The organism is Micromonospora aridisoli (assembly GCF_056150025.1).
This window is the reverse complement of record NZ_JAXCFK010000010.1, coordinates 170997-195322: the sequence shown is the minus strand read 5'-3', so window position 1 is coordinate 195322 and position 24326 is coordinate 170997. Positions and strand designations below refer to the sequence as shown.

Sequence of the window (24326 nt, the reverse complement as noted above, 5' to 3'; positions counted from 1 at the left end):
CGTTCACGCGCGTACCCCCACCCGGACGTTGCGGAAGCGGGCCGGCGCGGACGGGTGCCCGGTGTGCCCGACCTGGCCGGGCTGGCCCTTGCCGCAGTTCGGTGTGCCCCACGGAACCGTCTCCGAGGAGAGCATGTCCATCGAACGCCAGAACAGTGGACCGATGCCGGTGTACGTCGGGTTGCGCAGCATCCGCCCGCGCCGGCCGTTCCGGATCTCCCAACCGATCTCGCAGCCGAACTGGAAGTTCAGCCGTTTGTCGTCGATCGACCAGGACCGGTTGACGTCCATCAGCACCCCCTCGTCGGTGGCGGCGACGATCTCATCCAGGGTGTGCGGGCCCGGCTCCAGACCCACGTTCGTCATCCGGACCATCGGCAACCGGGCCCACCCGTCGGCCCGTACGCTGCCGCCGTGATCGAGGCCGGCGACGGCGGCCGAGTCCCGGCCCGCCAGCACGCCCACCCACCGGCCGTCACGCACCGCGTCGCGCTTGACCGCCGGTGAGCCCTCGTCGTCGTAGCCGAAGCTGCCCAGCGCGCCGGGAATGGTCGGGTCGATGGTGATGGTCATCAGCTCGGAGCCGTACCGCAACGAGCCGAGCTGCGCGAGATCCAGCCACGAGGTGCCGGCGAAGGCCGCCTCCCAGCCGAGGATGCGGTCCAGCTCGATGGCGTGCCCGACCGACTCGTGGATCTGCAGGGCCAGCTGCTCGCCACCGAGGATCAGATCGGTCTCGCCGGCGGGGCAGAGCGGCGCGGTCAGCAGCGCCCGCGACTCGTCGGCGATCTGTGCCGCGTGGGCGGTCAGGTCCAGCGAGTCGACCAGCTCCCAGCCGGTGGTGCCGTACTGGCCGCGATAGCTGGGCCAGGACCGGCGTTGTGTCTCGCCCTCCCCGACGGAGGTGGCCGAGATGCCGCCGCCGCACTCGCGGATGCGCTGGTCGATGCGGTGCCCCTCGCTGGAGACGAACCACTTCGCGGTGTCCCAGATCTGGTAGAGGCCCTCGGTCAGGTCGGCGCCGTGCTCGGCCATGGCGCGGGTGGCCGCCACCAGCAGGTCACCCTTGGTGGCGAGGGAGACGCCGAGCGGATCCACCTCGCAGGGCGAGGACCAGCTCGCCGTGATCGGGGTGACGGCGACCAGGTCGACCGGCGGGCCCGGAACCAGACCACTCGCCGCGGCGGTCCGCGCGGCCCGGTGACCGGCGTCGCGGGCGGCCGGCTCGGACAGCTCCGGTACGGCGTGGAAACCCCAACCGGAACCGACCAGCGCGCGCACGCCCAACCCGACGCTCTCGTCCTGGGCCAGCGACTCGATGTCGCCGTTGCGGGCGGTCATCGACTCGTAACGCCGGTGCATCACCCGGACGTCGGCGTAGCGGGCGCCCGCGTCCAGCGCGGCCTGCACGGCCGCCTCGGCCACGTCGAACTCACTCATGGCCCGACCCTAGGCGAGCCGACCGACATCCGTCAGGGGACGAGATCCTCGGGGCGGATCGTTGCCCGGACGGGCGCGTTCAGGTGCAGCACCCCACCCCGCTTGACCGCCTGATGCTCGACGTAGTGGCGACCACGCTTCTGGTAGAGGCGCAGCGCACCGGTCGTCTGCTCGACCAGCAGGTACCACTCGATTCCGGCGGCGGCGTAGTAGTGCATCTTGAGAACATTGTCCGTGGCCGCGTTGCCGGGCGAAATGATCTCGCACACCAGCCGTACGTCGGCTGCCTCGATATACGGATCGTCCAGGTCGACCGGCGCGGTGAGCACCAGATCGGGCACCGGGACGCGTCCCGGTCGCAGCCGAACGTTCACCGCCTCCAGCAGTTCCAAGCCGACGGACTCGGCTGCGGTCTCCAGGATGTTGCCCAGCTTTCTGGAGATCCGCTGGTGGCGTGGGGTGGGGGCTGGGGTCACGTGCAGGCTCCCGTCGAAAAGTTCGACGCGCTGGGAGGTCTCGCCGAGGGCGAGGTACTCCTCCTCGGTCCACGGGCCCTCGTGGTCGAACACCGCCACGGTCACGGTCACCTCCGCTCGTCTCGCCGGATCCTGCCTGGCTGGCTGCACCCATGGTCGCACCGTTCGTGCGGCCGGTGCGGCAGGCGGCGGTCACCGACGGTCACGCGGTCAGCACCGTCAGACCGTGGAGCCGGCTCACGCCCCGAGGTGGGTGCGGAGGAAGTCGAGTTCCAGGCGAAGGAGACGTTCGGCGAGGCCACCGGTCGCCATGTGGGTGGCACCGGTCAGCGGCAGCACCGAGTGCGGCCGGCCGGTTGCCAGCAACGCCGCCGACAGGCGCAGCGTGTGCGCCGCCACCACGTTGTCGTCGACCATGCCGTGGACCAGCAGCAGGGGACGGGCGTGTGCCGGGTCGGTCACCGGTTCGGCGGCCAGTTCCACCAGCGAGTGGTGGGCGTAGACGTCCTCGGCGTCGGCGGGCAGGCCCAGGTACCGCTCCGTGTACGCGGTGTCGTAGAGGGCCCAGTCGGTGACCGGCGCTCCGGCGATGCCGCACCGGAACAGCTCCGGATGCCGCAGCACCGCCAGCCCGGCCAGCCAGCCACCGAACGACCAGCCGCGTACCGCGACCCGGCCCAGGTCCAGGTCCGGGTGCTTGTCGGCGAGCGCGGTGAGCGCCTCCACCTGGTCGAGCAGGATCACGTCGGCCACCCGCCGGTGGATGGACTTCTCGTACGACGGGGCGATGCCCGGCGTACCCCGGTTGTCGGTCACCACCACCGCGAACCCGGCGTCGGCCCACCACTGCCGCTCCAGCCAGGCCGAGCGCGCGGCCACCACCTCCTGGTGCCCCGGACCGCCGTAAATGTCCAGCAGCACCGGCAGTCGCCGGCCGGTGACGTGGTTGTCCGGGTAGAGCACCGCGGCGGGGAGCCGCCGGTCGGTCACCCGCTCCAGCAGCGGCAGCGGGGAGTAGCTGGGTGTGGCGGCCAGCGACCGCAGGGTGGCCACCTCCCGATCGCCCTGGAGGACCGTCCACCGGACGCCCGGGTGGTCCAGCGAGGCGCTGCCGATGACCAGCACGTCGCCCCCGACCGCCCCGACGTGCCAGCCGGCGTCGCTGGTCAGCCGGCGGGCGTCGACGCCGCCGCCGATGCCGGTCCGGACCCGGAACAGGTGCTGCTCGCTCGGTTCGCCGTCGCTCGCCTCGACCAGCAGGTCCGCCGGACCGCTCCCGGCGGCCAGCCGGCCGATCACCCGACGCACGTACAGCGAGGGCGGGGTGAGCAGCGTGCCGTCGGCGAAGAGACAGCGCGCGTCGTACCCGTCGTGGGCCAGTTCGCCGCCGACCAGCACCCGCCCGTCGGGCAGGTGGGCGGGCGTGCCGGGAATCGGCTCGACCCAGCGCGGGTCGGCCAGCTCGGCGTGCACCTGGGTCTCCCCGGTACGCGGGTCGACCGCGAGCACCAGGCCGTGCTGCTGGGTGCGGCGCAGCACGGTGATCAGCGGGGCCCCCTCGCCCCAGTGCACCGCGGTGAGGTACGGGTAGGTCTCCCGGTCCCAGTGCACGTCGACCCAGCCGCCGTCGAGATCGAGCAGGTGCAGGCTGACCTCGGCGTTCGGGCCACCCGCCATCGGGTATGCGACGCTGACGGGCGGGCTCTCCGGCCGCGCCGGATCGTGCAGGTGCCAGCGGGGCAGCCGGGACTCGTCGACCCGGGCGGCGAGCACGGACCGGCCGTCCGGCGCCCACCAGTAGCCACGGTGCCGCCCGAACTCCTCGGCCGCGATGTGTTCGGCCAGCCCCCAGAGCACCCCGGAGTCCTCGCCGGCCAGGATGGCGTCGGCGCCGTCGGCGTCGATCACCCGCAGCTCGCCCCGGCGTACCCCCTCGGCGGCGTCGGTCACGTAGGCCAACCGCTGCCCGCTCGGGTCGGGTCGCGGGTCGAGCACCGGCCCGACGGCCGGCACCTCGATCACGTCGCCGTGCACCAGATCGGCCCGGAACAGCCGGCCGGCCAGCGCGAACACCGCGACCCGACCGGCCGCGTCGAGGGCGTACGAGCCGATACCCGAGGCGCTCAGCCGCAGCCGCTCCCGCCGGGCCCGTTCGCCCGGGCTCAGCGCGTCAGGGTCGGCTTCCGCGCCGAGCAGGGTGGCCGGATCGGCGACCAGCCGCTCCGTGCCGGTCGCCACGTCGAGCAGCCAGAGGGCGTCGGCCGGATCCTCCGGTCCCGCCGAGCGTAGGAAGACCACCCGGGCGCCGTCGTCGGCCACGGAGACGGCGCGGGGCGCCCCGTGGCTGAACCTGCGGGTGCGGGCGGCCAGCTCGGGAAAGTCCACAGGCCAGATCGTAGGCGGGTACCGAGCGCGATGTGAGCGACCTGCGCGGACGCGTCGGGGCCGGCAGGCGAGAACCGCCGGTTAGAGTGACCGTCGTGACGACGCTGCCTGACCGCCGCCTGCTGCTGGTCCACGCGCACCCCGACGACGAGTCCATCGGCACCGGCTCGACGATGGCCCACTACGTGGCCACGGGTGCCCACGTCACCCTGGTGACCTGCACTCTCGGCGAGGAAGGCGAGATCCACGTGCCGGAGCTGTCCGGGCTCGCCGCCGCCGAGGCCGACCAGCTCGGCGGGTACCGGATCGCCGAGCTGGCCGCCGCCTGCGCCGAGCTGGGCGTCACCGACCACCGCTTCCTCGGCGGGGCCGGGCGTTACCGTGACTCCGGCATGATGGGCCTGCCGACCAACGAGCACCCCCGGGCGTTCTGGAGCGCCGATCTGGACGAGGCCGCCGGACATCTGCTGACGGTCATCCGGGAGATCCGCCCGCAGGTGGTCATCACGTACGACGACAACGGCTTCTACGGCCACCCCGACCACATCCAGGCGCACCGGGTGACGATGCGGGCCGTGGAACTGGCCGCCGCCGAGGGGCTCGCTCCGGCGAAGGTCTACTGGACGGCGATGCCGCGCAGCGTGCTGGAAGCGGGCATGACACATTTCGCGGAGACGTCGGACAACCCCTTCGCCGGCATCGCCGACGCCACCGATCTGCCCTTCTGCACCCCGGACGAGGAGATCGCGGCCCGCATCGACGCCACCGAGCAGCACGCCGCGAAGGAGGCGGCGATGCGCGCCCACGCCACCCAGATCCCGGCCACCTCCTGGCTGTACTCGATCGCCGGCAACTTCGGGGCCGAGTTCATGGGGGTGGAGTACTTCACCCTGGCGCTGGGAGAGAAGGGTCCGGGCAGCGGCCCGTACGGCTGGGAGTCTGATCTGTTCGCCGGGCTGGACGTGACCGGCGGCCCGGACGCCGTCGGCGACTCCGGCCGCACACCGGTCACCTCGGCCGGCCACCGGTGACCCTGCCCGCCGCGATGTCGGTCGTCCCGCAGGAGCAGGAGCCGCCCCGGCCGCGCCGGATGTGGCGGCGTCCGCTGGACATCGGCCTGCGGGTGATGGGCGGTGCGGTCGCCGTCGTGGCCGCGGTGGTGACCGCGGTGCTGGAGCTGTTGCTCGCCCCGCTGCGGGTCGGCGGGTACCTGGTCGGGGCCGCGGTGCTCGTGGCCGTGGCCGCGAACATCGCGTTGAGCTGGTTCGCCGTCGAAACGGTCGGTCGTCGCTGGGCGGTGGCGTTGCCCGCGCTGCCCTGGGTGACGATCATGGTGATCGCCGCGGACCGGACCAGCGAGGGCGACGTGCTGCTCGTCGGCAACTGGGTCGGTCTCACCCTGGTGGTCGCCGGAGCGATGACCTTCGCGGTGATGGCGTTCCGGTCGATCCTCGCGCCGGCTACCGGACGGTACTGACGACGCTCAGCGACGGGTGATAGATATTCCTGCCAGGAGACCCGCCATCCGGGCGGGCGGTACGGCGGGAGGCGTGTGATGGGACAGCGGTGGCGCGCGGTTGGCGTGCTCGCGATCGCACTGTTCGCGGTCAACGTGGTCGCCCGGCTGGTCATCCGGTTCGGCTTCGACGGCGACGACAGCGCCGCCGACCGGGTGTCACTCGGCATGTTCGTGGTGATCGGTCTGATCCTGGCCGGTGTCGCCTTCGTCTGGGGTCAGCGGCGTCGGCTGGCCCACTGGGCCGGTGACGTGGCGACCGCGATCGGCGTCGCGCTCGGGCTGACCGTGCTGGTGGGGCCGCTGCTGGTCGGCAACAACCCGTTCGCGGGCGGTGGCAGCACCTTCTTCGCGCAGATCGGGCTCTACCTGGTGGCGACCACCGCCGGGGCGATGCTGGGTTACCTGCTGCTGACCACCCTCGGCCGTGATCACCGGTCGCGCAGCCTCCAGCGGTTCGCCGAGACCAGCGCGGCCAAGCCCCGCCGAGTGGTCCGCCGCTGACCCCGGCCCGTTCGGCCGGGAAGGCCGGGCCCCCTCGACGCCGGTCCGCCCCGCGTCCGTCTCCGGCCTGCCGTGGACGATGTCAGTGCGGCGCGACGCGGGTCAGGTAGGTGTGGTGGGTGGTGAAGCCCAGCCTGCGGTAGAGCGCGACGGCGCCGACGTTGCTCTGCTCCACCTGAAGGAACACGTCGGTCGCCCCGGCGTCGGCGGCCCAGTCGGCGAGCGTTCGGATCAGTCGGACGGCTAGCCCCTGCCGGCGCGCGGCGGGCAGCACCTCGATCAGGCACAGCCCGAGCCAACGCCCTCGGCCGGTCACCGTCCCCCGGCCGATCGCGACCAGCCGGCCGTCGGCGTACACGTGGGCGAAGCGGACCTGGTCCACGGCGGTGAGGACGTGCCGGGCGGCGTCCGGCAGTCCGCCCTTGCGGCCGGCCGCCACCGCGAGCCAGTCGTCCGTCGGCCCGGGCGCCAGTTCCACCTCGATCCGGCGGGCCGCGTCCGCCGTCCCGTCCGGGTCCGGCCGGGTCCCGGGTTCGGTTACGAAGCCGGTCAGGGCGGCGAGCGGGGTGGTTTGTACCAGCACCAGCGGACGGGCGTCCCAGCCTCTCCGGTCGAGTTCGGTGCCGACCGGCGCGGCCAGCGGCAGCGGCGTGTTGACCATCGCCGGCTGGCCCTGACCGGCGTACCAGCGTTCGACCGCGTCCAACGCGGCCGGTAGCGGACGGTCCGGATCACCCACGGGCAGGGCCGAGTTGGCCCGGCCGGTCCAGCCGTCGGCCGCGCGCAGCAGCCAGTCGCCGAGCCGCGCCCGGACGGGCGCCGGCCATGCCTCGTCGGCGGCGAGTTCCAGTTCGACCATGGCGGCGGCGGTCGGCCGCCGCGTCGCCGGAACCCGCTTGGCCCGGTGCACGTCGGCCACGGGTACGCGTAGTCGCCCCTGCCGGGTGGCGAGCGTGAGATGGGTCTCGGTCAGCTCGACCAGCTCGCCCAGGGCGTCGGAGTACACCGGGCGACCACCGCGAACACCGACGCGACGCCGCACCACGATCCGGTGTCCCACGTCCTGCTCTCGGAGCACGATCGACCTCCTCCCCGGCGAGATACTAGGCTCTTACCGTCGCGGGTGATCGCGGCGTGTCTTGCGGAGGAGAAGACCGGTGACCTACATCATCGCCGAGCCGTGCGTGGATGTGCTCGACAAGGCATGCATCGAGGAGTGCCCGGTCGACTGCATTTACGAGGGCAACCGGATGCTCTACATCCACCCCGACGAGTGCGTCGACTGTGGTGCCTGTGAGCCTGTCTGCCCGGTGGAGGCGATCTTCTACGAGGACGACGTCCCGGAGCAGTGGAAGGACTACACCGGCGCCAACTACGAGTTCTTCGAGGACCTGGGCTCGCCCGGCGGCGCTTCGAAGATCGGCAAGGTGGAGAAGGACGCGTCCTTCGTCGCCGCGCAGCCGCCCCGCGGCGAGGGCCACTGAACCGGCCCGCCCCGGTCTCGTCGCGGCTGCCCGAGTTCACCTGGGACACCCTGGACGCCGCGGCCACGCTGGCCGCGGCGCATCCGGACGGCCTGATCAACCTCTCCATGGGTACGCCGGTCGATCCGGTGCCGCAGGTGATCCGGCGGGCCCTGGCGGACGCCGCCGACGCGCCCGGCTACCCCCTGACCGCCGGCACCCCGGCGCTGCGGGACGCGATCGCGGCCTGGGTGTCGCGGGCCTGCGGTGCCGGCAGCGACGGGCTCGGGGTGTTGCCGACGATCGGGTCGAAGGAACTGGTGGCGTGGTTGCCCACGCTGTTGGGGGTGGGGCCGGGCGACGTCGTGGTGGTGCCGTCGATCGCCTATCCGACCTATGAGGACGGCGCGCGGTTGGCCGGAGCGACCACGGTACGCGCCGACTCACTGACCGCCGTCGGTCCGACGTCCCGGGTGCGCCTGGTCTGGGTCAACTCGCCGGGCAACCCGACCGGTCGGGTGCTGCCCGCCACCCATCTGCGCAAGGTGGTGGACTGGGCGCGTGAGCGCGGCGCGGTGGTGGCCAGCGACGAGTGCTATCTGCCACTGGGCTGGGACGCCGAGCCGGTGTCGGTGCTGTCGCCGGAGGTGTGCGGCGGCTCCTACGACTCGGTGCTGGCCGTGCACTCGCTGTCCAAGCGCTCCAACCTGGCGGGTTACCGGGCCGGTTTCGTGGCCGGCGACCCGGTGCTGGTGGCGGAGCTGCTCAAGATCCGCAAGCATGCGGGGATGATCGTGCCGGCGCCGGTGCAGGCGGCCATGGTGGCGGCCCTGCGTGACGAGCGGCACGCCGACGAGCAGCGGGAGCGGTACCGCGCCCGGCGGACGACGCTGCGGGCCGCCTTCACCGCTGCCGGCTTCACCGTCGAGCACTCCGAGGCCGGTCTCTACCTGTGGCTGACCCGCGGTGAGGACTGCTGGGCGACCGTCGACTGGCTGGCCCGGCGGGGAATTCTGGTCGCCGCCGGGGTCTTCTACGGCCCCGGTGCGCGGCAGTACGTCCGCGCGGCGCTGACCGAGTCCGACGAGCGGATCGCGGCGGTCGCCGCCCGCCTGTCCTGACCACGACCGGGCGACTGTCGACCGAGCCTCGCCCCGGGACGTCCGGACAGCCGCTGCGGCCCGCCCCAGGACATCCGGGGTGCGCGGGCCGCAGCGGCGTCGGCGGCTCAGTCCCCGTTGATCCGTTCGAACACCCGCAGCAGGTTGTCCCGGCTGTGCCGCTCCAGCAGCACGCTGCCGTACAGCTCCTGCAGGGTCATGGTCCGGCCGTCGTGCAGCGTCAGCTCGGCCTTCAGCGGAATCTCCCGGGTCACCGCCACCGAGCGCAACTCCTCGTAGGGCAGGAAGGTGTGCGTGCGGGCCAGGTCGGCGACCGGCGTCGATTCGAGCAGCGCCGTGAGCCGCTTCTCGCCGTCGCCCGCCTTACCCGGGCCGGCGACCATGATCAGACCGCGATCGAGCACCAGCAGGTCGTGCTGCACCCCGTCGACCTTCACGTTGCCGATGGCGCCGATGACACCGGCGTTGTCGGCGGTGGCCCGGCTCTGCACCACCGTCGCCGCTGCCGGGTCGACGCCAAGTTCGGCGAGCCGGGCCAGGGCCTCGTCGACGGTCTCCGCCGAGACCGCCAGCTTGGCGATGTCGGCCAGGTCCAGCGGCTCACCGCCGGTGCCGACGAACTGCGCCGGACCGCCCCAGGACAGCTGCCAGCGGGCCCGCCGGGCGCGGACGGTCGCGTTGACCAGCAGCATCTCCATCGGCCCGGCGAAGCGTGCCGCCGCCTCCCGACGGGTGGCGGCGCTGAAGAACTGCTCGGCGAACTCGCCCAGGCGGCCCGCCCGGACCAGGTCGAGCACGGTCGTGAGACCCGGCTCGGGGGCGCCGGTGAACCGGCCTGCCGCCCGGTAGATGCCGTCCGCCTGGCGCTGCACTCCGGCCGCGATCGCCGCGTGGGTGAACTCCGGCCATGGCAGTACCTGACGGTTGCCGAGATCGATGACGAGACTCTGCAACCGGCGGCCGGCGTCCGCGACGTCGGCGAGCAGCACGTGTGCGGGTCGATCGTCGACGCTGGCCGCGCCGGCCGGCAGTTGGGCCATCGCCTCGATCCGGACGCCGACCGGCGGGTGCGTGTCCCACCGGGACGGCGCGCGGTCCGGTACGTCCTGCTGGAGCTTGTCGATCTCGTCCCGGCGGGCCTGGAGCAGCTGCCCGAAGCCGCCGAACAGATCATCCGGGGCGAGGCCGGCCTGCCAACCCGAGTCCACGTACCGGTCGGTGAAGAAGTTCCAGGCCGCGTCGAGCGCCGGCAGGCTCCGTAGCGCGGACGTGGCGGCCTCGTGGCCGGCGAGCTGGACGGAGGCCCGGTCGGCCTCCAGCTCCTGCCGCCGCGACGCGGCGTTGTCGACCATCAGGTACAGCCTCGCGTACCCCTTGAAGACCAGCCCGATGGGGTTGCGCGGCTTGATCCGCTCGATGGTGCCCTCGATCGCCAGCCGTCCCCGGTAGGCGACGCCGCCGAGCCGGGTGTGCTTGCCGGAGTAGTGACCCAGCTCGTGCGCCAGCACCGAGCGGAGCTGGTCGACCCGCATCGCCTGGAGCAGCGGCAGACCCACGTAGAGGGTGCGCCGTCCACCGATCAGCCCGAGCAGCCGGCTCTGCTCGCCGACCGCCGCGTTCACCTCCGGCACCAGCCGGATCTCGTCCGGCGCCCGGGTGCCGACCGCGTCGGCCAGCTCCCGGACGGTGGCCCACAACTGCGGGGCGTCCCGCTCGTCGAGCACCAGACCCGGCGCGGGCTCGTTCTTCGTCCGGATCGCCCGCCAGAGCCCGACCGCCACCGCACCCAGCGCGACGACCAGCGGCAGCAGCAGTTTCCCGGTGACCAGTCCGTTCGTGTGGCCGTACAGCCACACGCCGAGGGCCGCGACGGCGGCGAGCTGAAGCAGCGCCACCACGTAGAACCCGATCAACATGACCACCGAGGCGAGGGCCCGGTACGTCGCGGCCATGGTCGTTCCTTCCCCGTTCGGCGCCCGCCGGGGTGGCGGGCGGCGCAGGGGACCGTACGACGTGGAGGTTTGCGGGACAACCCCCTTCCGGTCCCGGACTCGCCCGCCGGGCAGTTCGACGTGATCGGGGCGGATCCGGCGGGCGCGTTCGGTCGCCTCCGCGACAGGGCGTACGAGGTACGAGCCTGACCGCCGGGCGACACGTACCGGTCCGGACGGCGCTATCCTCGGCGCGGACGCAGGGCGTGCCGGCGGACATCGTGGCAGTTCGCGCGGATCCGGCAGGCACGCCGCCGCGGGGCCGGCCGGCTCCGTGACGAATCGGAACGCCGAGGTACGCGGATGGTGCTGAGACCTGACGCACGGCTGCGGGCGGCGGTGGTCGGCACCGGCCTGATCGGTGGATCGGTGCTGCTCCGGCTGCACGCCGCCGGAGTGGACGTGACGGGCTGGGATCCGGACGAGCAGACCCGCCGGCAGGCCCGGCTGGCCGGCGTACCGACGGCGGAGCGACTGGCCGACGCCGTCGCCGACCGGGATGTGGTGTTTCTCGGCGGGCCGCTGCCCACACTGCCCACGACGCTGGCCGAGGTGGCCGCCGCGACCGGCGAGGACTGTCTGCTCACCGATGTGGGCAGCACCAAGGCGGAGCTGGCGAGGTTCGCCGTGGCTCAGGGGCTGACCCGCCGTTTCGTGCCGGGTCACCCGATGGCCGGCACCGACCGGGCCGGTCTCGCGGCGGCGCAGCCGGACCTGTTCACCGGCGCCGCCTGGGTGCTCTGCCCCGCGCCGGACGGCCTGGCCGCGTTCCGTCGCCTCGCCGCCCTGGTCACCGACGTCTTCGCCGCCCGGGTGGTGCCGATGGCGGCGGACCGGCACGACGCCGTGGTCGCGCTCGCCTCGCACGTGCCGCACCTGCTCGCCGGGGCGTTGGCCGGCGCGGCGCAGCGGTCGCCGTTGCGGGACGCGGTCCTGACCCTGGCCGCCGGGAGCTTCCGGGACGGTACGCGGGTGGCGGGCACCCCGCCCCAGCGCACCGGAAACATGCTGCGCGGCAACCGCGACGAGGTACTGGCCGCGCTCTCCGGGGTCACCGCGTTCCTCGACGAACTGGCCGGCGCCCTGCGCGCCGGTGACACCGACGCGCTGACCGCCCGGTACGCCGAGGCTGGCGCCGCCCGGCTGGGAAACCGCCCGTACGACGAGCAGGTCCGGTCGTTCCCGGCGGACGCGGAGGCCGCCGAGGTGGCCTGGCTGTACGGCGTCGGGGCGGCCGGTGGCCACCTGAGCGGGTGCCGGGCCGAGGCGGGCGGCGTCTGCTACACCGCCCATCTCCCGCGCGCCTGAACGTGCCGCCACGCCTGGCACATCGGTGGGCGCGGCGTCGGGCACGCCAGTAGGGTGAGGGCATGGTGGACGGACCGGTGGTGACCGTACGCGGGGAGGCGTACCGCGAGGTGGCGCCGGAGATCGCCCGGTTCACCGTGACCGCGCTGGCCCGTGACCGGGAGCGGGAGCCGACGTTGACCCGGCTGGCCGAGCGGGCCGCGGCGATCCGGGTCCTGCTCGACTCGTACGGCCCGACGATCGATCGACGTGAGACCGGCGAGCTGCGGGTGCGGCCCGAGACCCGGCGCTCCGGCGAGCGGGTGGTGGCCTGGCACGGTTCGGTGGTGACCACGGTGACGGTCAGCGACTTCACCGCCCTCGGTGAGTTGATGCTGCGGCTGGCCGACCAGGACCAGGTGGAGGTGGCCGGCCCGTGGTGGTCACTGCGCCCCGACAGCCCGGCCTACCGCCAGGCCCGGCACGCCGCGATCAGCGACGCGTTGCAACGGGCCCGCGAGTACGCCGAGGCGCTCGGAGCTGAGGTGACCGACCTGGTCGAGTTGTCCGACGAGGGCGGCACCGCCCAGCCGATGATGGCGCGGATGGCGTTCGACGCCGGTGGCGTCGAGGCCGGCGGCCCGCCGGAGCTGGAACTCGACCCGCAGGCGCAGGGGGTGCATGCGGCCGTCCGGGCCCGGTTCACGATCAGCCGGCCGGTCCTGTCCTGATGACCCTCGCTCAGGTGCTGCCGGTCGAGGAGCTGATGGAGCGTGCCCGGGCACTGGCCGACGCCGGCCCGAGGCAGTTGCTCGGCATCACCGGCGCCCCCGGGGCGGGTAAGTCCACGCTGGCCGCGCAGGTGGTGGAGGCGGTCGGTCCGGCCGCCCGGCTGGTGCCGATGGACGGCTTCCACCTCGCCCAGGCCGAGCTGGGTCGGCTCGGCCGGGCCCTGCGTAAGGGCTCGATCGACACCTTCGACGCCAACGGCTATGTGTCGCTGCTACGTCGCCTGCGGCGCAAGGAACCGACCTCGGTCTGGGCGCCGGAGTTCCGCCGGGACCTGGAGGAGCCGATCGCCGGAGCGATCGAGGTGCCGCCGGAGGTCCGGCTGGTGGTCACCGAGGGCAACTACCTGTTGATTCCGAACTGGCCCTGGGACGAGGTACGCGCACTGCTGCACGAGGCGTGGTTCCTCGATCTCGACGCCGACCTGCGGCGGCGTCGGCTGATCGCCCGGCACGTGGCGCATGGGCGGTCGGAGCCGGACGCCCGGGCCTGGGCGATGGGCAGCGACGAGGCCAACGCGGTGCTGGTGGCCGGCACCGCCGATCGTGCCGACCTGGTGGTGCGCCTAGCCGAGCCCCCGCCGGGGTGACGGGAGCGCCCGCCGCAGCAACCACGCCACCCGGGATCTCTCCCGGTGGAACTCGGTGGCCTCCGGGTAGCCGCTGTGGCTGCGGATCGGTGGGTCGGCGACCTCGCCGTCGCTCGGGTGCAGCGCCTCGGGGTCGGTCACCGCGATGTCCCGTTCTCCCGCCGTGACCGGCCACCCGAGCGGATCGGTGTCCCGCCAGAAGTTCGTCCACCGGATTCCGCCGCCGGGGCGGGCCAACGACCTGGCGAGCACCGGTAACCGGTCCGGCCCGAAGTAGGCGGGAAAGATCCGCCCGTAGAGGCGGGTCAGCTGGCAGCCGTAGGAGAAGAACCAGACCCGGCGTCGCCAGCGGCTCGGCATCTGGAGGATGACCGCGGCGCAGATCACGGTGCCCTGGCTGTGCCCGGAGAGGATGATGCCGTCCATCCGGCGCGGATCGTGCTCGGCCAGCGCGAGCAGGCCGGCCGTACGGGTGAGCAGCTCGGGCACCGCCCGCTCGGCGTAGCTCGGTGGCGCGAGCGGGTGCGCGGCGCGCGGCCAGAAGGTGCCGACATCCCAGATCACGCCGACCGAGCGGCGGATGCTGTCCTTGCGGTAGACGAGCAGACCGACGGCCGCCACCGCCACCGGCAGCCAGCCGAGCAGCGCGTGGCCGATGTCGTTCGTGGCGTCGACCACCAGGGACGTGCCGCCCGCCGTCTTGTCGGGGAGGGCGAAGGAGAGGACGGCCGCGCAGCCCAGGATGGCAAGGACGGCCATGGCGCCGGCGTACCAGCCGATCAGACGCAGCGCGTGTTCGCCGACCAGCCGGTGCAGCGCCTGATGGGTGCTGACGTCCCGGCCACGCCTCAGGTCGTGTGCGGACAGCCGGCCGCCGCGGGCCTTCAGCTCGGCGTACTCCTGCCGTCGTAGTCGGCGGAAGAGCACGGCGGCCCGGACGGCGACCAGGGCGAGCGCCAGCAGCGCGACGGCGAAGGTCAGGCCGGCCCAGTTGACCGGGGTCGGCGGTACCACCAGGAGCCGGCCGTTGGCCGCGTCCTCGCGGTTGACCCGGTCGCTGACCCAGTAGAGCACGCCGGCGCCGTAGGCGAGGCAGAGCAACCAGCCGAAGCCGGCGATGACGGCGGGCGCCCGACCACGCCAGGCCAGGTCGGTGTGCGGTTCGAGCGGTTGTTTGACACTGGTGGGCCGGGTCCGTGGCAGCAGCAGGCCGATCGCGGCGAGGACCAGCAGCGGCAGCGCGAGTTGCCACAGCTGCACCGGTGCCGATGGAGCCCCGGGCAGCCAACCGTTGCACCAGGCACCGGCGAAGGCGATCAGCAGCGCGGCGGCGGCCGGAGCGGCACCCCCGCGCCGCCCGGAGCGGGCGGTCGCGCCGATCGCGATGAGCAGCAGCAGCTGACCGGTGCCCACCCAGGCGAGAGTCCGATCGAAACCCGGTAGCGACCGATCCGTCAGACACCCGGGCTGCGACAGGTCGTCGTCGCAGCCCACCGCCGGGCGTAGCTCGGTCAGCGGGGTGATCCCGCCCCCGTCGGGCAGCAGCAGCACCGCGAAGGTGCCGGCCAGGCCGCTTCCGGTGAGGACGATGACCGCGATGCTCCACCCGCCGAGCGGGGTGGCGCCGTCGCGGCGGGTCAGGAAGGGGTGGCCGATGGCCACCAGCGTGATGGTCACAACGGCGGTGAACGCGGCCACGGCGGACCAGGTGACCAACGCCCGTACCCCGTGTGGTGGGTCGAGCACCGAGACCGTGCCGAGCGGGACCGCCGCTGCCACCACCGCGCCGGTGCACAGGTGCAGCACGCCCGCCCGGCGTAGCTGCCCCTCGCCTCCCCAGAACGTCGGGTCCTGCAGCGGGTTGGTCAGCGGCCCGGGCGGCGGCTCGGGCAGGGGCGGCGGTTCCGGCACCGGCTGAGCGGGCGGCAGGTCGGCGTCGACCGGCGGCGGGGTCCGGCGTCCCGGCGGATCCGTGATCGGGTCGGCCGGCATCACCGACTCGTACTGGTAGGTCCGCCAGGTGACCACGCCAAGTACCCCGATCAGGGCGAGCGGCACGGTCAGACCCACGGCGAGGGCCCGGCCACCCTGCTGCCACCAGGGGTCCGCGAGGAACTCCCACGGTCCCGGGATCCGGCTCAGGCAGGCCTCGTCCCGGCACTGCCAGCCGATGAGATCGACGCCAACGCCGGTCATCGCGAGCACCAGGGTGCCGGTCAGGCTCAGGCAGAACAGCCGGATCAGCCAGGCGGTCATTCCGGAACGGCTGGCCAGCCGTTCGGTGGCGGGGTCCGCTGGTATCCCCGGCCGGGCGTGCAACGCCACGTTGGCCAGGGTGAAGGGCAGCAGCAGCGTCCACAGGGCCCGCCCCACGTCCCGCGCGGTCCGCGCGCCGGAGGTCAACTGCCCCCAGCTGTACGCCTCGACCACGATCGGGTCGAGCGGCGGAGCCGTCGCCGAGCGGTAGAAGCCGGTGACAGAGGTACCGGCGACGAGCCGTGGCTGTGGTGGTTCGCCGCCCGCTTCGGCCGTCAGGCCCAGGGTCTCGGCGGGCGGGGTGTTTGACACTCCGTGTACGCGCAGTTCGAGGATCCGACCTCCCATACCAGGCCTCCAGGTGACGGATATGTCACCTACAGTGCCCGATCGCTCGGTCCGGCGCCATTCACCGTGACGGTGTTTGTGCAGCTAGAAGGCGGATCGTGGGTCAGTCGAGCTGACGTACCGGCCGGGCCGGGTTGCCGACCGCGACGACGTTGGCGGGCAGGTCTCGGGTCACCACGGCACCCGCACCGACGACGGTGTTCTCACCGACGGTGACCCCGGCGAGGATGATCGCCCCGCCGCCGAGCCACGCGTTGTCGCCGATGGTGATGGGCCGCGCCGCCTCCCACTTCGCCCGGCGCGGCTCCGGCTCCACGGGGTGGGTCGGGGTGAGCAGTTGCACGTTCGGGCCGACCTGCACGTCGGCGCCGATCGTGATCGGCGCGACGTCGAGGAAGACCGCGTGGTAGTTGACGAAGCCGCGCGGTCCGATCCGGATGTTGTAGCCGTAGTCGCAGTAGAAGGGTGGTCGGATCCCGGTCCCCTCCCCGAGTTCACCGAGCAGGTCGTGCAGGGCCGCCCGACGGCCCTCGTGGTCGTCGACGCCGCTGGTGTTGATCCGTTCCATCAGGCGCAGGGCGCGGAGGTGGTCGGCGATCAGTTCCGGGTCGTCGGCGAGGTACGGCTCGCCGGCGAGCATGCGCTCCTTCATGGACGTCATCCGTCCGATCATGCCGGGGCGTCGCGACCGCCGGGACTCAACTTCGTCGAATTCTTGACTCCCTTTTGCATACTCAGTATGCAACTCTGATGGGAGTCGATGTGCCTCTCATCGATGAAGACGCTCCAAAGGAGGATTCAGTTGCGACGAAGGAGCAAAGTGACCGCCATCGGACTCGTGTTGGGTCTGATGCTCGGCGTACCGGCGGCGGCCACGGCCGCACCGGCCCCGCCGACGGCGGCCCCACCGACCCAGGCCACGACGGGCCAACCGGGCGGCGGCCCGGCACCGGCCACCGTCACCCTGCTCACCGGTGACCGGGTCACGGTCACCGCGAACGGGGCGAGCGTACGCCCGGCCGAAGGCCGGGAGGGCATCCGCTTCCTCACCCAGCGGCAGCGGGACCACCTCTGGGTGGTGCCGCAGGACGCCCTGCCGCTGATCCGGGACGGGCGGGTCGACCGCCGACTCTTCGACGTGGCCGGACTGATCGCCGCCGGCTACGACGACGCGCGGCGTGACCACCTGCCGCTGCTCATGACCTACGGGCCGGCCGCCCGGCGGGCGGGCGCGCCCGACGGGGTGACCGTCACCCGTGACCTGGCGGCCATCGGTGGTGTCGCGGCCACCGCCGACAAGCAAGAGACGGGCCAGCTCTGGGCCGCGGTCGCCGGTGGCGGCGCTGCCCGGTTCGACGCGGCGGGGGGTGTCGAGCGGATCTGGCTCGACGGCCGGCGACAGCTGACGCTGGAACACAGCGTGCCGCAGATCGGCGCGCCCGCCGCTTACCAGGCCGGCTACACCGGTCAGGGGGTACGCGTCGCGGTGCTGGACACCGGCGTCGACGCCGCGCACCCCGACCTGAGTGGCCGGGTCGCCGAGGCGCGGAACTTCACCGAGGAGACGAATCCGGGCGACACCGTGGGGCACGGTACCCACGTCGCCTCGATCATCGCGGGCAGCGGTGCCGCCTCCGGCGGTCGCAACCGAGGTGTGGCCCCCGACGCGACCCTGCTCTCCGGCAAGGTCTGCGAGGAGTACGGGTGCACCGAGTCCGCCATCCTGGCCGGTATGGAGTGGGCCGCCACCGAGGCGCAGGCCGATGTGGTCAACCTCAGCCTCGGCGGGATGGACACCCCGGAGGTCGACCCGCTGGAGGAGGCGGTCAACACGCTGACCGAGCAGACCGGCGCCCTCTTCGTGATCTCCGCCGGTAACGCCGGGGGGACCGGCACGGTGGGCTCGCCGGCCAGCGCCGACGCGGCGCTCGCCGTCGGCGCGGTCGACCGGGACGACCAGCTCGCCGACTTCTCCAGCCGGGGCCCGCGGGTCGGCGACGACGCGCTGAAGCCGGACATCACCGCCCCGGGAGTGGACATCGTGGCCGCCCGGGGGCAGGGCACGGAACTCGGTGACCCGGTCGGCGAGCAGTACGTCTCGCTCTCCGGCACCTCGATGTCGGCCCCGCACGTCGCCGGCGCGGCGGCGCTGCTCGCCCAGCAGCTCACCGACGCCACCGCCGACCAGCTCAAGGCCACCCTGATGGCCTCGGCCCGGCCACATCCGGAGCTGACCGCGTACCAGCAGGGTGCCGGCCGGGTGGACGTGGCGCGGGCCATCACCCAGTCGGTGGTGAGCGAGCCGGCGAGCGTCTCGTTCGGCCGGACGCTCTGGCCGCACGACGACGACGAGCCGATCCAGCGCGAGGTGACCTGGCGCAACACCGGCTCCACGCCGCTCACGCTGGACCTCAGCGTCGAGGCGACCGGACCGGACGGGCAACCGGCGGCGGCGGGCATCTTCACGCTGGGTGCGGAGTCGGTCCAGGTGCCGGCGGGCGGTACGGCGTCGACCACCGTCACCGTCGACACCAGCGTCGACAGCCCGGACGGCCACTACACCGGCCGGATCGTCGCCCGCTCCGGCGACCTGCTGGCCACCACCCCGATGGCGGTCAACAAGGAGGTGGAGAGTTACAACCTGACCCTGCGCCACGTGGGTCGCGGTGGTGGGGTTCCGGACGACTACGTGACGATCGTGGTCGGGCTGGACGAGTACGTCGACCTCTGGGCGTACGACCCGGACGGCACCGCCGAGGTGCGCGTGCCCAAGGGCCGCTACGGGCTGGCGAGCTTCGTGCTCGACCTGGACAGCGAGAGCGTGGCGCTGATGGCCCGGCCGGAGCTGGTGGTGAAGAAGGACACCAAGGTCACCGTCGACACCCGCACGGCGGGACCGGTGCGGATGACCGTGCCGGACCGGTCGGCGACGCCGGCGCTGGTCACCGTCGACGCGACCTTCCTGGCCGACGAGTGGGGAGCCGGGTTCAGCGTGGTCGCCGACGACTTCGACGGGGTCCTCGCCGGGCAGATCGGGCGGCGGACCTCGGCGGACCACTTCATCGCCGGCTTCACCAGCCAGTTCGCCGACCTGGAGGCGGCCAGCAGCCGGTACTTCTACGCCCTCGCCGAGATGGTTCCGGGTCGGATGCCCAACGGGTTGACCAAGCACTACCGCGGCAGTGACCTGGCCACCGTCAAGCAGACGTTCCGGGACGGCTACCCGGGGACGGTCGCCGAGCGGTCGGCCTTCGCCGTCATCGAGCCCGACCTGGGCGGCTGGGCGGCGATACTGCCCGTCGAGGTGCCCGGGCACCGGGTGGAGTACTACAACACCAAGGGGGTGCGTTGGGAGACCGATCTGTGGTTCGGCACCCGGAGCGATGACGTGCCGTGGCTCGAACCGGTGGCCCTGTTGGCGTCGTCGGAGCCGGCGGCGTACCGGGGTGGGCGGACCTACCGGGACGTGTGGAGCGCCGCGCCCTACGGGCCGTCGTTCCGGACCCCACGCTGGCCGGACGAGGGTCTGACCCGGCAGGGCGACCTGATCACCCTGGCCGTGCCCATGTACAGCGACGCGGCGGCACACCAGGGTCATTCGCTGGCCGACGTCTCGCGTACCGCGTTGTACCGCAACGGCAAGCTGGTCGATGAGATCGCCGACCACGGCTGGGGTCAGTTCGAGGTGCCCGCCGGATCCGCCAGGTACCGGCTGGAAACCTCGGCGAAGCGCAGCTTCACCGACCTGAGCACCGAGGTCGCCGCCACCTGGACGTTCCGGTCCCGGCACGCCCGGGGCGACGATCCGGTGCGGCTGCCCGCCTCGGTGATCCGGTTCGCGCCGAAGCTGGACGAACGGAACGCGGCACCGGCCGGCCGGTCCTTCGTGATTCCGGTCGCGGTGCAGCGCCAGCCCGGCGCGGCGGGGGCGAAGACGGCGGCGCTGACCGTCGAGGTCTCCTACAACGGCGGCAAGAGCTGGCAGCGCGCCAAGCTGCGCAAGGTCGGCAGCGGCTGGGAGGCCACCGTGCAGCACCCGCGTGGCTCCGGCCACGTGTCGCTGCGGGCCACCGCCCGCGACACCGCCGGAAACACCGTCACCCAGCGGATCATCCAGGCGTACCGCCTGCGGTGAGCCGCACCGGTGGGCCCGGCGCCGTGGCGTCGGGCCCACCACCCGGGTGATTGGAGGGGCCCCTTCCTATACACGAGGCGTTAGGAAGGGGCCCCTCCTTTCATGTCAGTCGTTGGCGTGCAGGGCGGCGTTCAGCTCGATACCCCGGCCGGTACGGGGGCGGGCCTCCAACGCGCCGGTGACCGAGTTGCGCCAGAAGAGCAGCCCGTCGACCCCGGACAGCTCGCGCGCCTTGACGACCCGACCGTCCGGCAGACTGATCTTCGAGGCGGCGGTGATGTAGCACCCCGCCTCGATCACGCAGTCGTCGCCGAGCGAGATACCGACACCGGCGTTGGCACCGACCAGGCTGCGCTCACCGATGCGCACCTTGTCGGTGCCGCCGCCGGAGAGGGTGCCCATGATGGAGGCGCCGCCGCCGATGTCCGAACCGTCGCCCACCACCACGCCCTGCACGATGCGCCCCTCGACCATGGAGGCGCCCAGCGTGCCGGCGTTGAAGTTGACGAAGCCCTCGTGCATGACCGTGGTGCCGGAGGCCAGGTGTGCGCCGAGCCGGACGCGGTCGGCGTCGGCGATCCGCACACCGGAGGGCACCACGTAGTCGGTCATCCGGGGGAACTTGTCCACCCCGTACACCCCGAGGTGGCGGCCGGCGGCCCGCTCGATGACCCGCAGTTCGTCCACCCGCTCCGGCGGGCACGGCCCGGCGGAGGTCCAGGCCACGTTGGCCAGCTTGCCGAAGATGCCGTCGAGGTTGATCTCGTTGGGCCGCACCAGGCGGTGGGAGAGCAGGTGCAGCCGCAGGTACGCGTCGGCCGCGTCCTTGATCGGGTCGTCCAGCGAACCGATGACGGTGACCACCTGGACGGTACGCAGACCCGGCAGGGCCCGGTCGCCGATCGCGCCCGGCGGCAGGTCCAGCACGTCGGCCTCGTCCTCACCGGCGACCAGTGGCAGCTCGCCGAGGCCCAGCTTGCCGGTCGGGTACCAGGTGTCGAGCACCTGGTCCTCGGCGGTGACGGTGGCCAGGCCGATGCCCCACGCGGATTGTGTGGACGTCACTTACTCACCCCTCGTTTCCCATCTGGGCTGGCTGCTGCTCGCGACGGCGGGCCCGTAGGCGCTCCTCGCGCTGCGCCGAAGGGCTCGCGTCTCGCGGGCGCCGGTTGTGACGGTACCGTGCGGACCATGGAGAACCCGCTTACCCCCGAGGTCCTCGCCGATCCGGTGGCGTTGACCCGCGCGCTGGTCGACATCGAGTCCGTGTCCCTCAACGAGAAGGCCATCGCCGACTGCGTGGAGGAGGTCCTGCGGGTGGTGCCGCACCTGACCACCTACCGGCACGGCAACACGGTGATGGCCCGCACCGACCTGGGGCGGGCCTCCCGGGTGGTGCTGGCCGGGCACCTGGACACGGTGCCGCTGAACAACAACTTCCCGTCGACGCTGCGCGGGGACCTGATGTACGGCTGTGGCACCTCGGACATGAAGTCGGGGGTCGCCTTCGCGCTGCATCTCGCGACGACCCTGCCCGAGCCGCGCTACGACGTGACGTACCTCTTCTACGAGGCCGAGGAGATCGAGTCGAGGTACAACGGGCTGCACCTGGTGGCGCAGGCGTACCCGGAGTGGCTGGAGGCCGACTTCGCGCTGCTGCTGGAACCGACGTACGGCATCGTCGAGGCCGGCTGTCAGGGCACCATCCGGGCGAAGGTGGTGACCACCGGGGTCCGGGCCCACTCGGCCCGCTCCTGGCACGGCGTCAACGCGATTCACGGTGCCGGCGAAGTGCTCCGCCGTCTGTCGTCGTACCAGGCGCGGCGGGTGACCATCGACGGGTGCGAGTACCGGGAGGGCATGAACGCGACCGGCATCCACGGCGGGGTGGCCGGCAACGTGGTGCCGGACCGGTGCGAGATCGAGGTCAACTACCGCTTCGCGCCGGACCGTACGCCCGCGCAGGCCGAGGCGCACCTGCGCGAGGTCTTCACGGACTACGAGTTGACGGTGACCGACTCCGCGGCCGGTGCCCTGCCGGGGCTGGAGGCCGCGCCCGCGCGGGAGTTCCTGACGGCGGTGGGTGCCGCGCCGATCGGCAAGCTGGGCTGGACCGATGTGGCCCGGTTCGCGGCGATGGGCATCCCGGCGTTGAACTTCGGGCCGGGCGATCCGAACCTGGCCCACCACCCGGACGAGCACGTGGAGATCAGCAAGATCCGCGATGGCGCGGCCACGCTGCACCGTTGGCTCGCCCCGGCCTGACCACGGGAGGCGGTGCCGCGATCGACCGTGCCGCGACGGTCAGACGGCGGTCAGGTGGGATTCGGCACCGGGTTCGGCCGGCGGTTCGGGCGGGTTCTCGAGCAGGCGGGCGCGGCGGCGCTCGGCCACCACGTCCCGGATGCGCCGCTGCATCTGGCGACGAATCCGGATCCGCTCGTTGTTGTTGATCACGCTGTCTCCCTCCCCCGAAGCCCGCGCGCCGGGGCATACCCGGTATGTGAATAGTAAGACGTACGGGAAAGCGATTTGGTTGCACAAGATCACGAAGTGTTTGCCGGGTTCTCCGGCCGGACTCCACTACGGTTGCTTGCATGACCCAGAGCAGCGGGCGCGAACGAGGACAGGAGCGGCATCGCGGCGCCGTCACACTCCGTCGCCAGTCGATCACCACTAGCACTGCGGACCAGCGGCTGCTGGATTCCCGGGCGCGGGCCGACTGGAAGACCAAGGACGCCTGGCGGGCGCTGCGCATCCTCTCCGAGTTCGTGGAGGGCTTCGACACCCTTGCCGACCTGCCCCCGGCGGTCAGTGTCTTCGGCTCGGCGCGCAGCAAGCCGGACAGCCCGGAGTGCCAGCTCGCCGAGGCGCTGGGCGCGGCGCTGGCTCGGGCCGGTTACGCGGTGATCACCGGCGGCGGTCCCGGGGTGATGGAGGCGGCCAACCGGGGGGCGAGCGAGGCGGGTGGCCAGTCCGTCGGTCTCGGCATCGAGCTCCCCTTCGAGCAGGGCATCAACGAGTGGGTCGACCTGGCCATCGACTTCCGCTACTTCTTCGCCCGCAAGACGATGTTCGTCAAGTACGCCCAGGCGTTCGTGGTGCTGCCCGGCGGCTTCGGCACCATGGACGAACTCTTCGAGGCGCTCACTCTGGTGCAGACCGGGAAGGTCACCCGGTTTCCGGTGGTGCTGATGGGTGCGGACTACTGGCAGGGCCTGCTCGACTGGTTGCGCGACACCATGGCCGCCGAAGGCAAGATCGGCCCGGTTGACCTGGAGCTGATCTGCGTCACCGACGACGTGGCCGCGGCGGTGCGGCACATCGTCGAGGCTGAGGCCGCCCTCAACGTCGAGCAGGAGACCGTACGCGAGGAGGCGGTCGCCCGGACCGCCGCCGACCAGCAGGCCGCCGCCAACGGGTCGACCGTGACCGACGACCCCACGGGACGCTGACCGGTGGCCGCGGTCTGCGTGTTCTGCGCCTCGTCGCGCACGCTCGACCAGCGCTGGCTGGATCTGGCGACCGAAACCGGTGCGGAGATCGCCCGACGCGGGCACACGCTGGTGAGCGGTGGCGGTTGTGTCGGGATGATGGGTGCGCTGGTCGACGGCGCCCGCTCTGCGGGTGGTCGCACGATCGGCGTCATCCCGCAGGCGCTGGTCGACCTGGAGGTCGCCGACCTCGCCTCCGACGAACTACTGGTCACCGACTCGATGGCCAGCCGGAAGATTCTCATGATCGAGAAGTCGGACGCCTTTCTCACCCTCCCCGGCGGGCTCGGCACCCTCGACGAACTCTTCGAGGTCTGGACGACCGCGACGCTCGCCCTGCACCACAAGCCGATGGTGCTGGTCGACACCGACGGCTTCTACGGCCCGCTGCTGGACTGGCTGCGCAACCTGACCGAGCAGACATTTCTCAAGCCCGCCGGCTTCGACCTGCTCCGGCTGGCCGACACCGTCCCCGGCGCCCTCGACCTCCTCGAATCCCACCTCACCTGAGTCCGTCGGGAGGCCGTCCCCG

Annotated in this window: 21 protein-coding genes; 12 read left to right on the top strand and 9 right to left on the bottom strand. The window is 72.6% G+C overall.

Annotated features, from left to right (window positions below; all coding sequences use genetic code 11):
* Positions 1 to 3 precede the first annotated feature (3 nt).
* The 3 genes from SM447_RS21615 to SM447_RS21605 form a co-directional block, all read right to left on the bottom strand.
* Positions 4 to 1440: a TldD/PmbA family protein gene (locus SM447_RS21615; RefSeq protein WP_474574648.1), complete on the bottom strand. Its 1437-nt coding sequence runs from the start codon at positions 1438 to 1440 to the stop codon at positions 4 to 6.
* 32 nt (positions 1441 to 1472) lie between these two features.
* Positions 1473 to 2021: a Uma2 family endonuclease gene (locus tag SM447_RS21610; protein WP_474574749.1), complete on the bottom strand. Its 549-nt coding sequence runs from the start codon at positions 2019 to 2021 to the stop codon at positions 1473 to 1475.
* 132 nt (positions 2022 to 2153) lie between these two features.
* Positions 2154 to 4301, bottom strand: coding sequence for a S9 family peptidase (locus tag SM447_RS21605; RefSeq protein WP_474574647.1), 2148 nt, complete (start codon positions 4299 to 4301; stop codon positions 2154 to 2156).
* A gap of 86 nt (positions 4302 to 4387) precedes the next feature.
* Here SM447_RS21605 and mshB point away from each other — a divergent pair, with 86 nt between their 5' ends.
* The 3 genes from mshB to SM447_RS21590 all read left to right on the top strand — a co-directional run bounded on the left by mshB (position 4388) and on the right by SM447_RS21590 (position 6321).
* Positions 4388 to 5332 (top strand): N-acetyl-1-D-myo-inositol-2-amino-2-deoxy-alpha-D-glucopyranoside deacetylase, encoded by a 945-nt coding sequence (gene mshB, locus SM447_RS21600; RefSeq protein ID WP_474574646.1) that lies wholly within the window; start codon positions 4388 to 4390, stop codon positions 5330 to 5332.
* 14 nt (positions 5333 to 5346) lie between these two features.
* A complete protein-coding gene (locus SM447_RS21595; protein WP_474574748.1) occupies positions 5347 to 5778 on the top strand; it encodes a hypothetical protein in 432 nt (143 codons plus the stop codon).
* Between the two features lie 78 nt (positions 5779 to 5856).
* Positions 5857 to 6321: a hypothetical protein gene (locus tag SM447_RS21590; RefSeq protein ID WP_474574645.1), complete on the top strand. Its 465-nt coding sequence runs from the start codon at positions 5857 to 5859 to the stop codon at positions 6319 to 6321.
* A gap of 82 nt (positions 6322 to 6403) precedes the next feature.
* On the opposite strand, the gene SM447_RS21585 is transcribed toward SM447_RS21590, so the two are convergent.
* A complete protein-coding gene (locus SM447_RS21585) occupies positions 6404 to 7399 on the bottom strand; it encodes a GNAT family N-acetyltransferase (protein WP_474574644.1) in 996 nt (331 codons plus the stop codon).
* A gap of 79 nt (positions 7400 to 7478) precedes the next feature.
* On the opposite strand from SM447_RS21585, the gene fdxA reads away from it, so the two are divergent.
* Together fdxA and dapC are read left to right on the top strand one after the other, a co-directional pair.
* A complete protein-coding gene (fdxA, locus tag SM447_RS21580; RefSeq protein ID WP_089005361.1) occupies positions 7479 to 7805 on the top strand; it encodes a ferredoxin in 327 nt (108 codons plus the stop codon).
* Positions 7802 to 8905: a succinyldiaminopimelate transaminase gene (gene dapC, locus SM447_RS21575; RefSeq protein ID WP_474574747.1), complete on the top strand. Its 1104-nt coding sequence runs from the start codon at positions 7802 to 7804 to the stop codon at positions 8903 to 8905. The genes fdxA and dapC overlap by 4 nt, the downstream gene beginning before the upstream one ends.
* Positions 8906 to 9012: 107 nt before the next feature.
* On the opposite strand, the gene SM447_RS21570 is transcribed toward dapC, so the two are convergent.
* A complete protein-coding gene (locus tag SM447_RS21570; RefSeq protein WP_474574643.1) occupies positions 9013 to 10857 on the bottom strand; it encodes a M48 family metallopeptidase in 1845 nt (614 codons plus the stop codon).
* A gap of 342 nt (positions 10858 to 11199) precedes the next feature.
* Here SM447_RS21570 and SM447_RS21565 point away from each other — a divergent pair, with 342 nt between their 5' ends.
* The 3 genes from SM447_RS21565 to SM447_RS21555 all read left to right on the top strand — a co-directional run bounded on the left by SM447_RS21565 (position 11200) and on the right by SM447_RS21555 (position 13561).
* Complete coding sequence (locus SM447_RS21565) at positions 11200 to 12204, top strand: prephenate dehydrogenase (protein ID WP_474574642.1); 1005 nt, start codon at positions 11200 to 11202, stop codon at positions 12202 to 12204.
* Between the two features lie 62 nt (positions 12205 to 12266).
* Positions 12267 to 12914 (top strand): SIMPL domain-containing protein, encoded by a 648-nt coding sequence (locus SM447_RS21560; protein WP_474574641.1) that lies wholly within the window; start codon positions 12267 to 12269, stop codon positions 12912 to 12914.
* The gene (locus SM447_RS21555; protein WP_474574640.1) at positions 12914 to 13561 is read left to right on the top strand and encodes a nucleoside/nucleotide kinase family protein; all 648 of its coding nucleotides are present in this window, start codon (positions 12914 to 12916) and stop codon (positions 13559 to 13561) included. Before SM447_RS21560 ends, SM447_RS21555 begins: the two co-directional genes overlap by 1 nt.
* Here SM447_RS21555 and SM447_RS21550 read toward each other — a convergent pair.
* Entirely contained in the window at positions 13538 to 16165 is a 2628-nt protein-coding gene (locus tag SM447_RS21550; RefSeq protein WP_474574639.1) for a hypothetical protein, read from the bottom strand. The two genes, SM447_RS21555 and SM447_RS21550, sit on opposite strands and share 24 nt — an antisense overlap.
* 103 nt (positions 16166 to 16268) lie before the next feature.
* Entirely contained in the window at positions 16269 to 16826 is a 558-nt protein-coding gene (locus SM447_RS21545; RefSeq protein WP_474574638.1) for a sugar O-acetyltransferase, read from the bottom strand.
* A 114-nt stretch (positions 16827 to 16940) separates the two neighbouring features.
* Here SM447_RS21545 and SM447_RS21540 point away from each other — a divergent pair, with 114 nt between their 5' ends.
* Positions 16941 to 20300: a S8 family serine peptidase gene (locus SM447_RS21540; RefSeq protein WP_474574637.1), complete on the top strand. Its 3360-nt coding sequence runs from the start codon at positions 16941 to 16943 to the stop codon at positions 20298 to 20300.
* Between the two features lie 105 nt (positions 20301 to 20405).
* Here SM447_RS21540 and dapD read toward each other — a convergent pair whose 3' ends face one another.
* A complete protein-coding gene (gene dapD, locus SM447_RS21535) occupies positions 20406 to 21365 on the bottom strand; it encodes a 2,3,4,5-tetrahydropyridine-2,6-dicarboxylate N-succinyltransferase (protein ID WP_474574636.1) in 960 nt (319 codons plus the stop codon).
* 126 nt (positions 21366 to 21491) lie between these two features.
* Here dapD and dapE point away from each other — a divergent pair, with 126 nt between their 5' ends.
* Positions 21492 to 22565 (top strand): succinyl-diaminopimelate desuccinylase, encoded by a 1074-nt coding sequence (gene dapE / locus SM447_RS21530; protein ID WP_474574635.1) that lies wholly within the window; start codon positions 21492 to 21494, stop codon positions 22563 to 22565.
* 39 nt (positions 22566 to 22604) lie between these two features.
* On the opposite strand, the gene SM447_RS21525 is transcribed toward dapE, so the two are convergent.
* Positions 22605 to 22757 (bottom strand): hypothetical protein, encoded by a 153-nt coding sequence (locus SM447_RS21525; protein WP_474574634.1) that lies wholly within the window; start codon positions 22755 to 22757, stop codon positions 22605 to 22607.
* A gap of 140 nt (positions 22758 to 22897) precedes the next feature.
* On the opposite strand from SM447_RS21525, the gene SM447_RS21520 reads away from it, so the two are divergent.
* Positions 22898 to 23755, top strand: a complete 858-nt coding sequence (locus SM447_RS21520; RefSeq protein WP_474574633.1) for an LOG family protein — start codon at positions 22898 to 22900, stop codon at positions 23753 to 23755.
* A 3-nt stretch (positions 23756 to 23758) separates the two neighbouring features.
* A complete protein-coding gene (locus SM447_RS21515; RefSeq protein ID WP_474574632.1) occupies positions 23759 to 24304 on the top strand; it encodes an LOG family protein in 546 nt (181 codons plus the stop codon).
* The last annotated feature ends 22 nt before the right edge of the window (positions 24305 to 24326 follow it).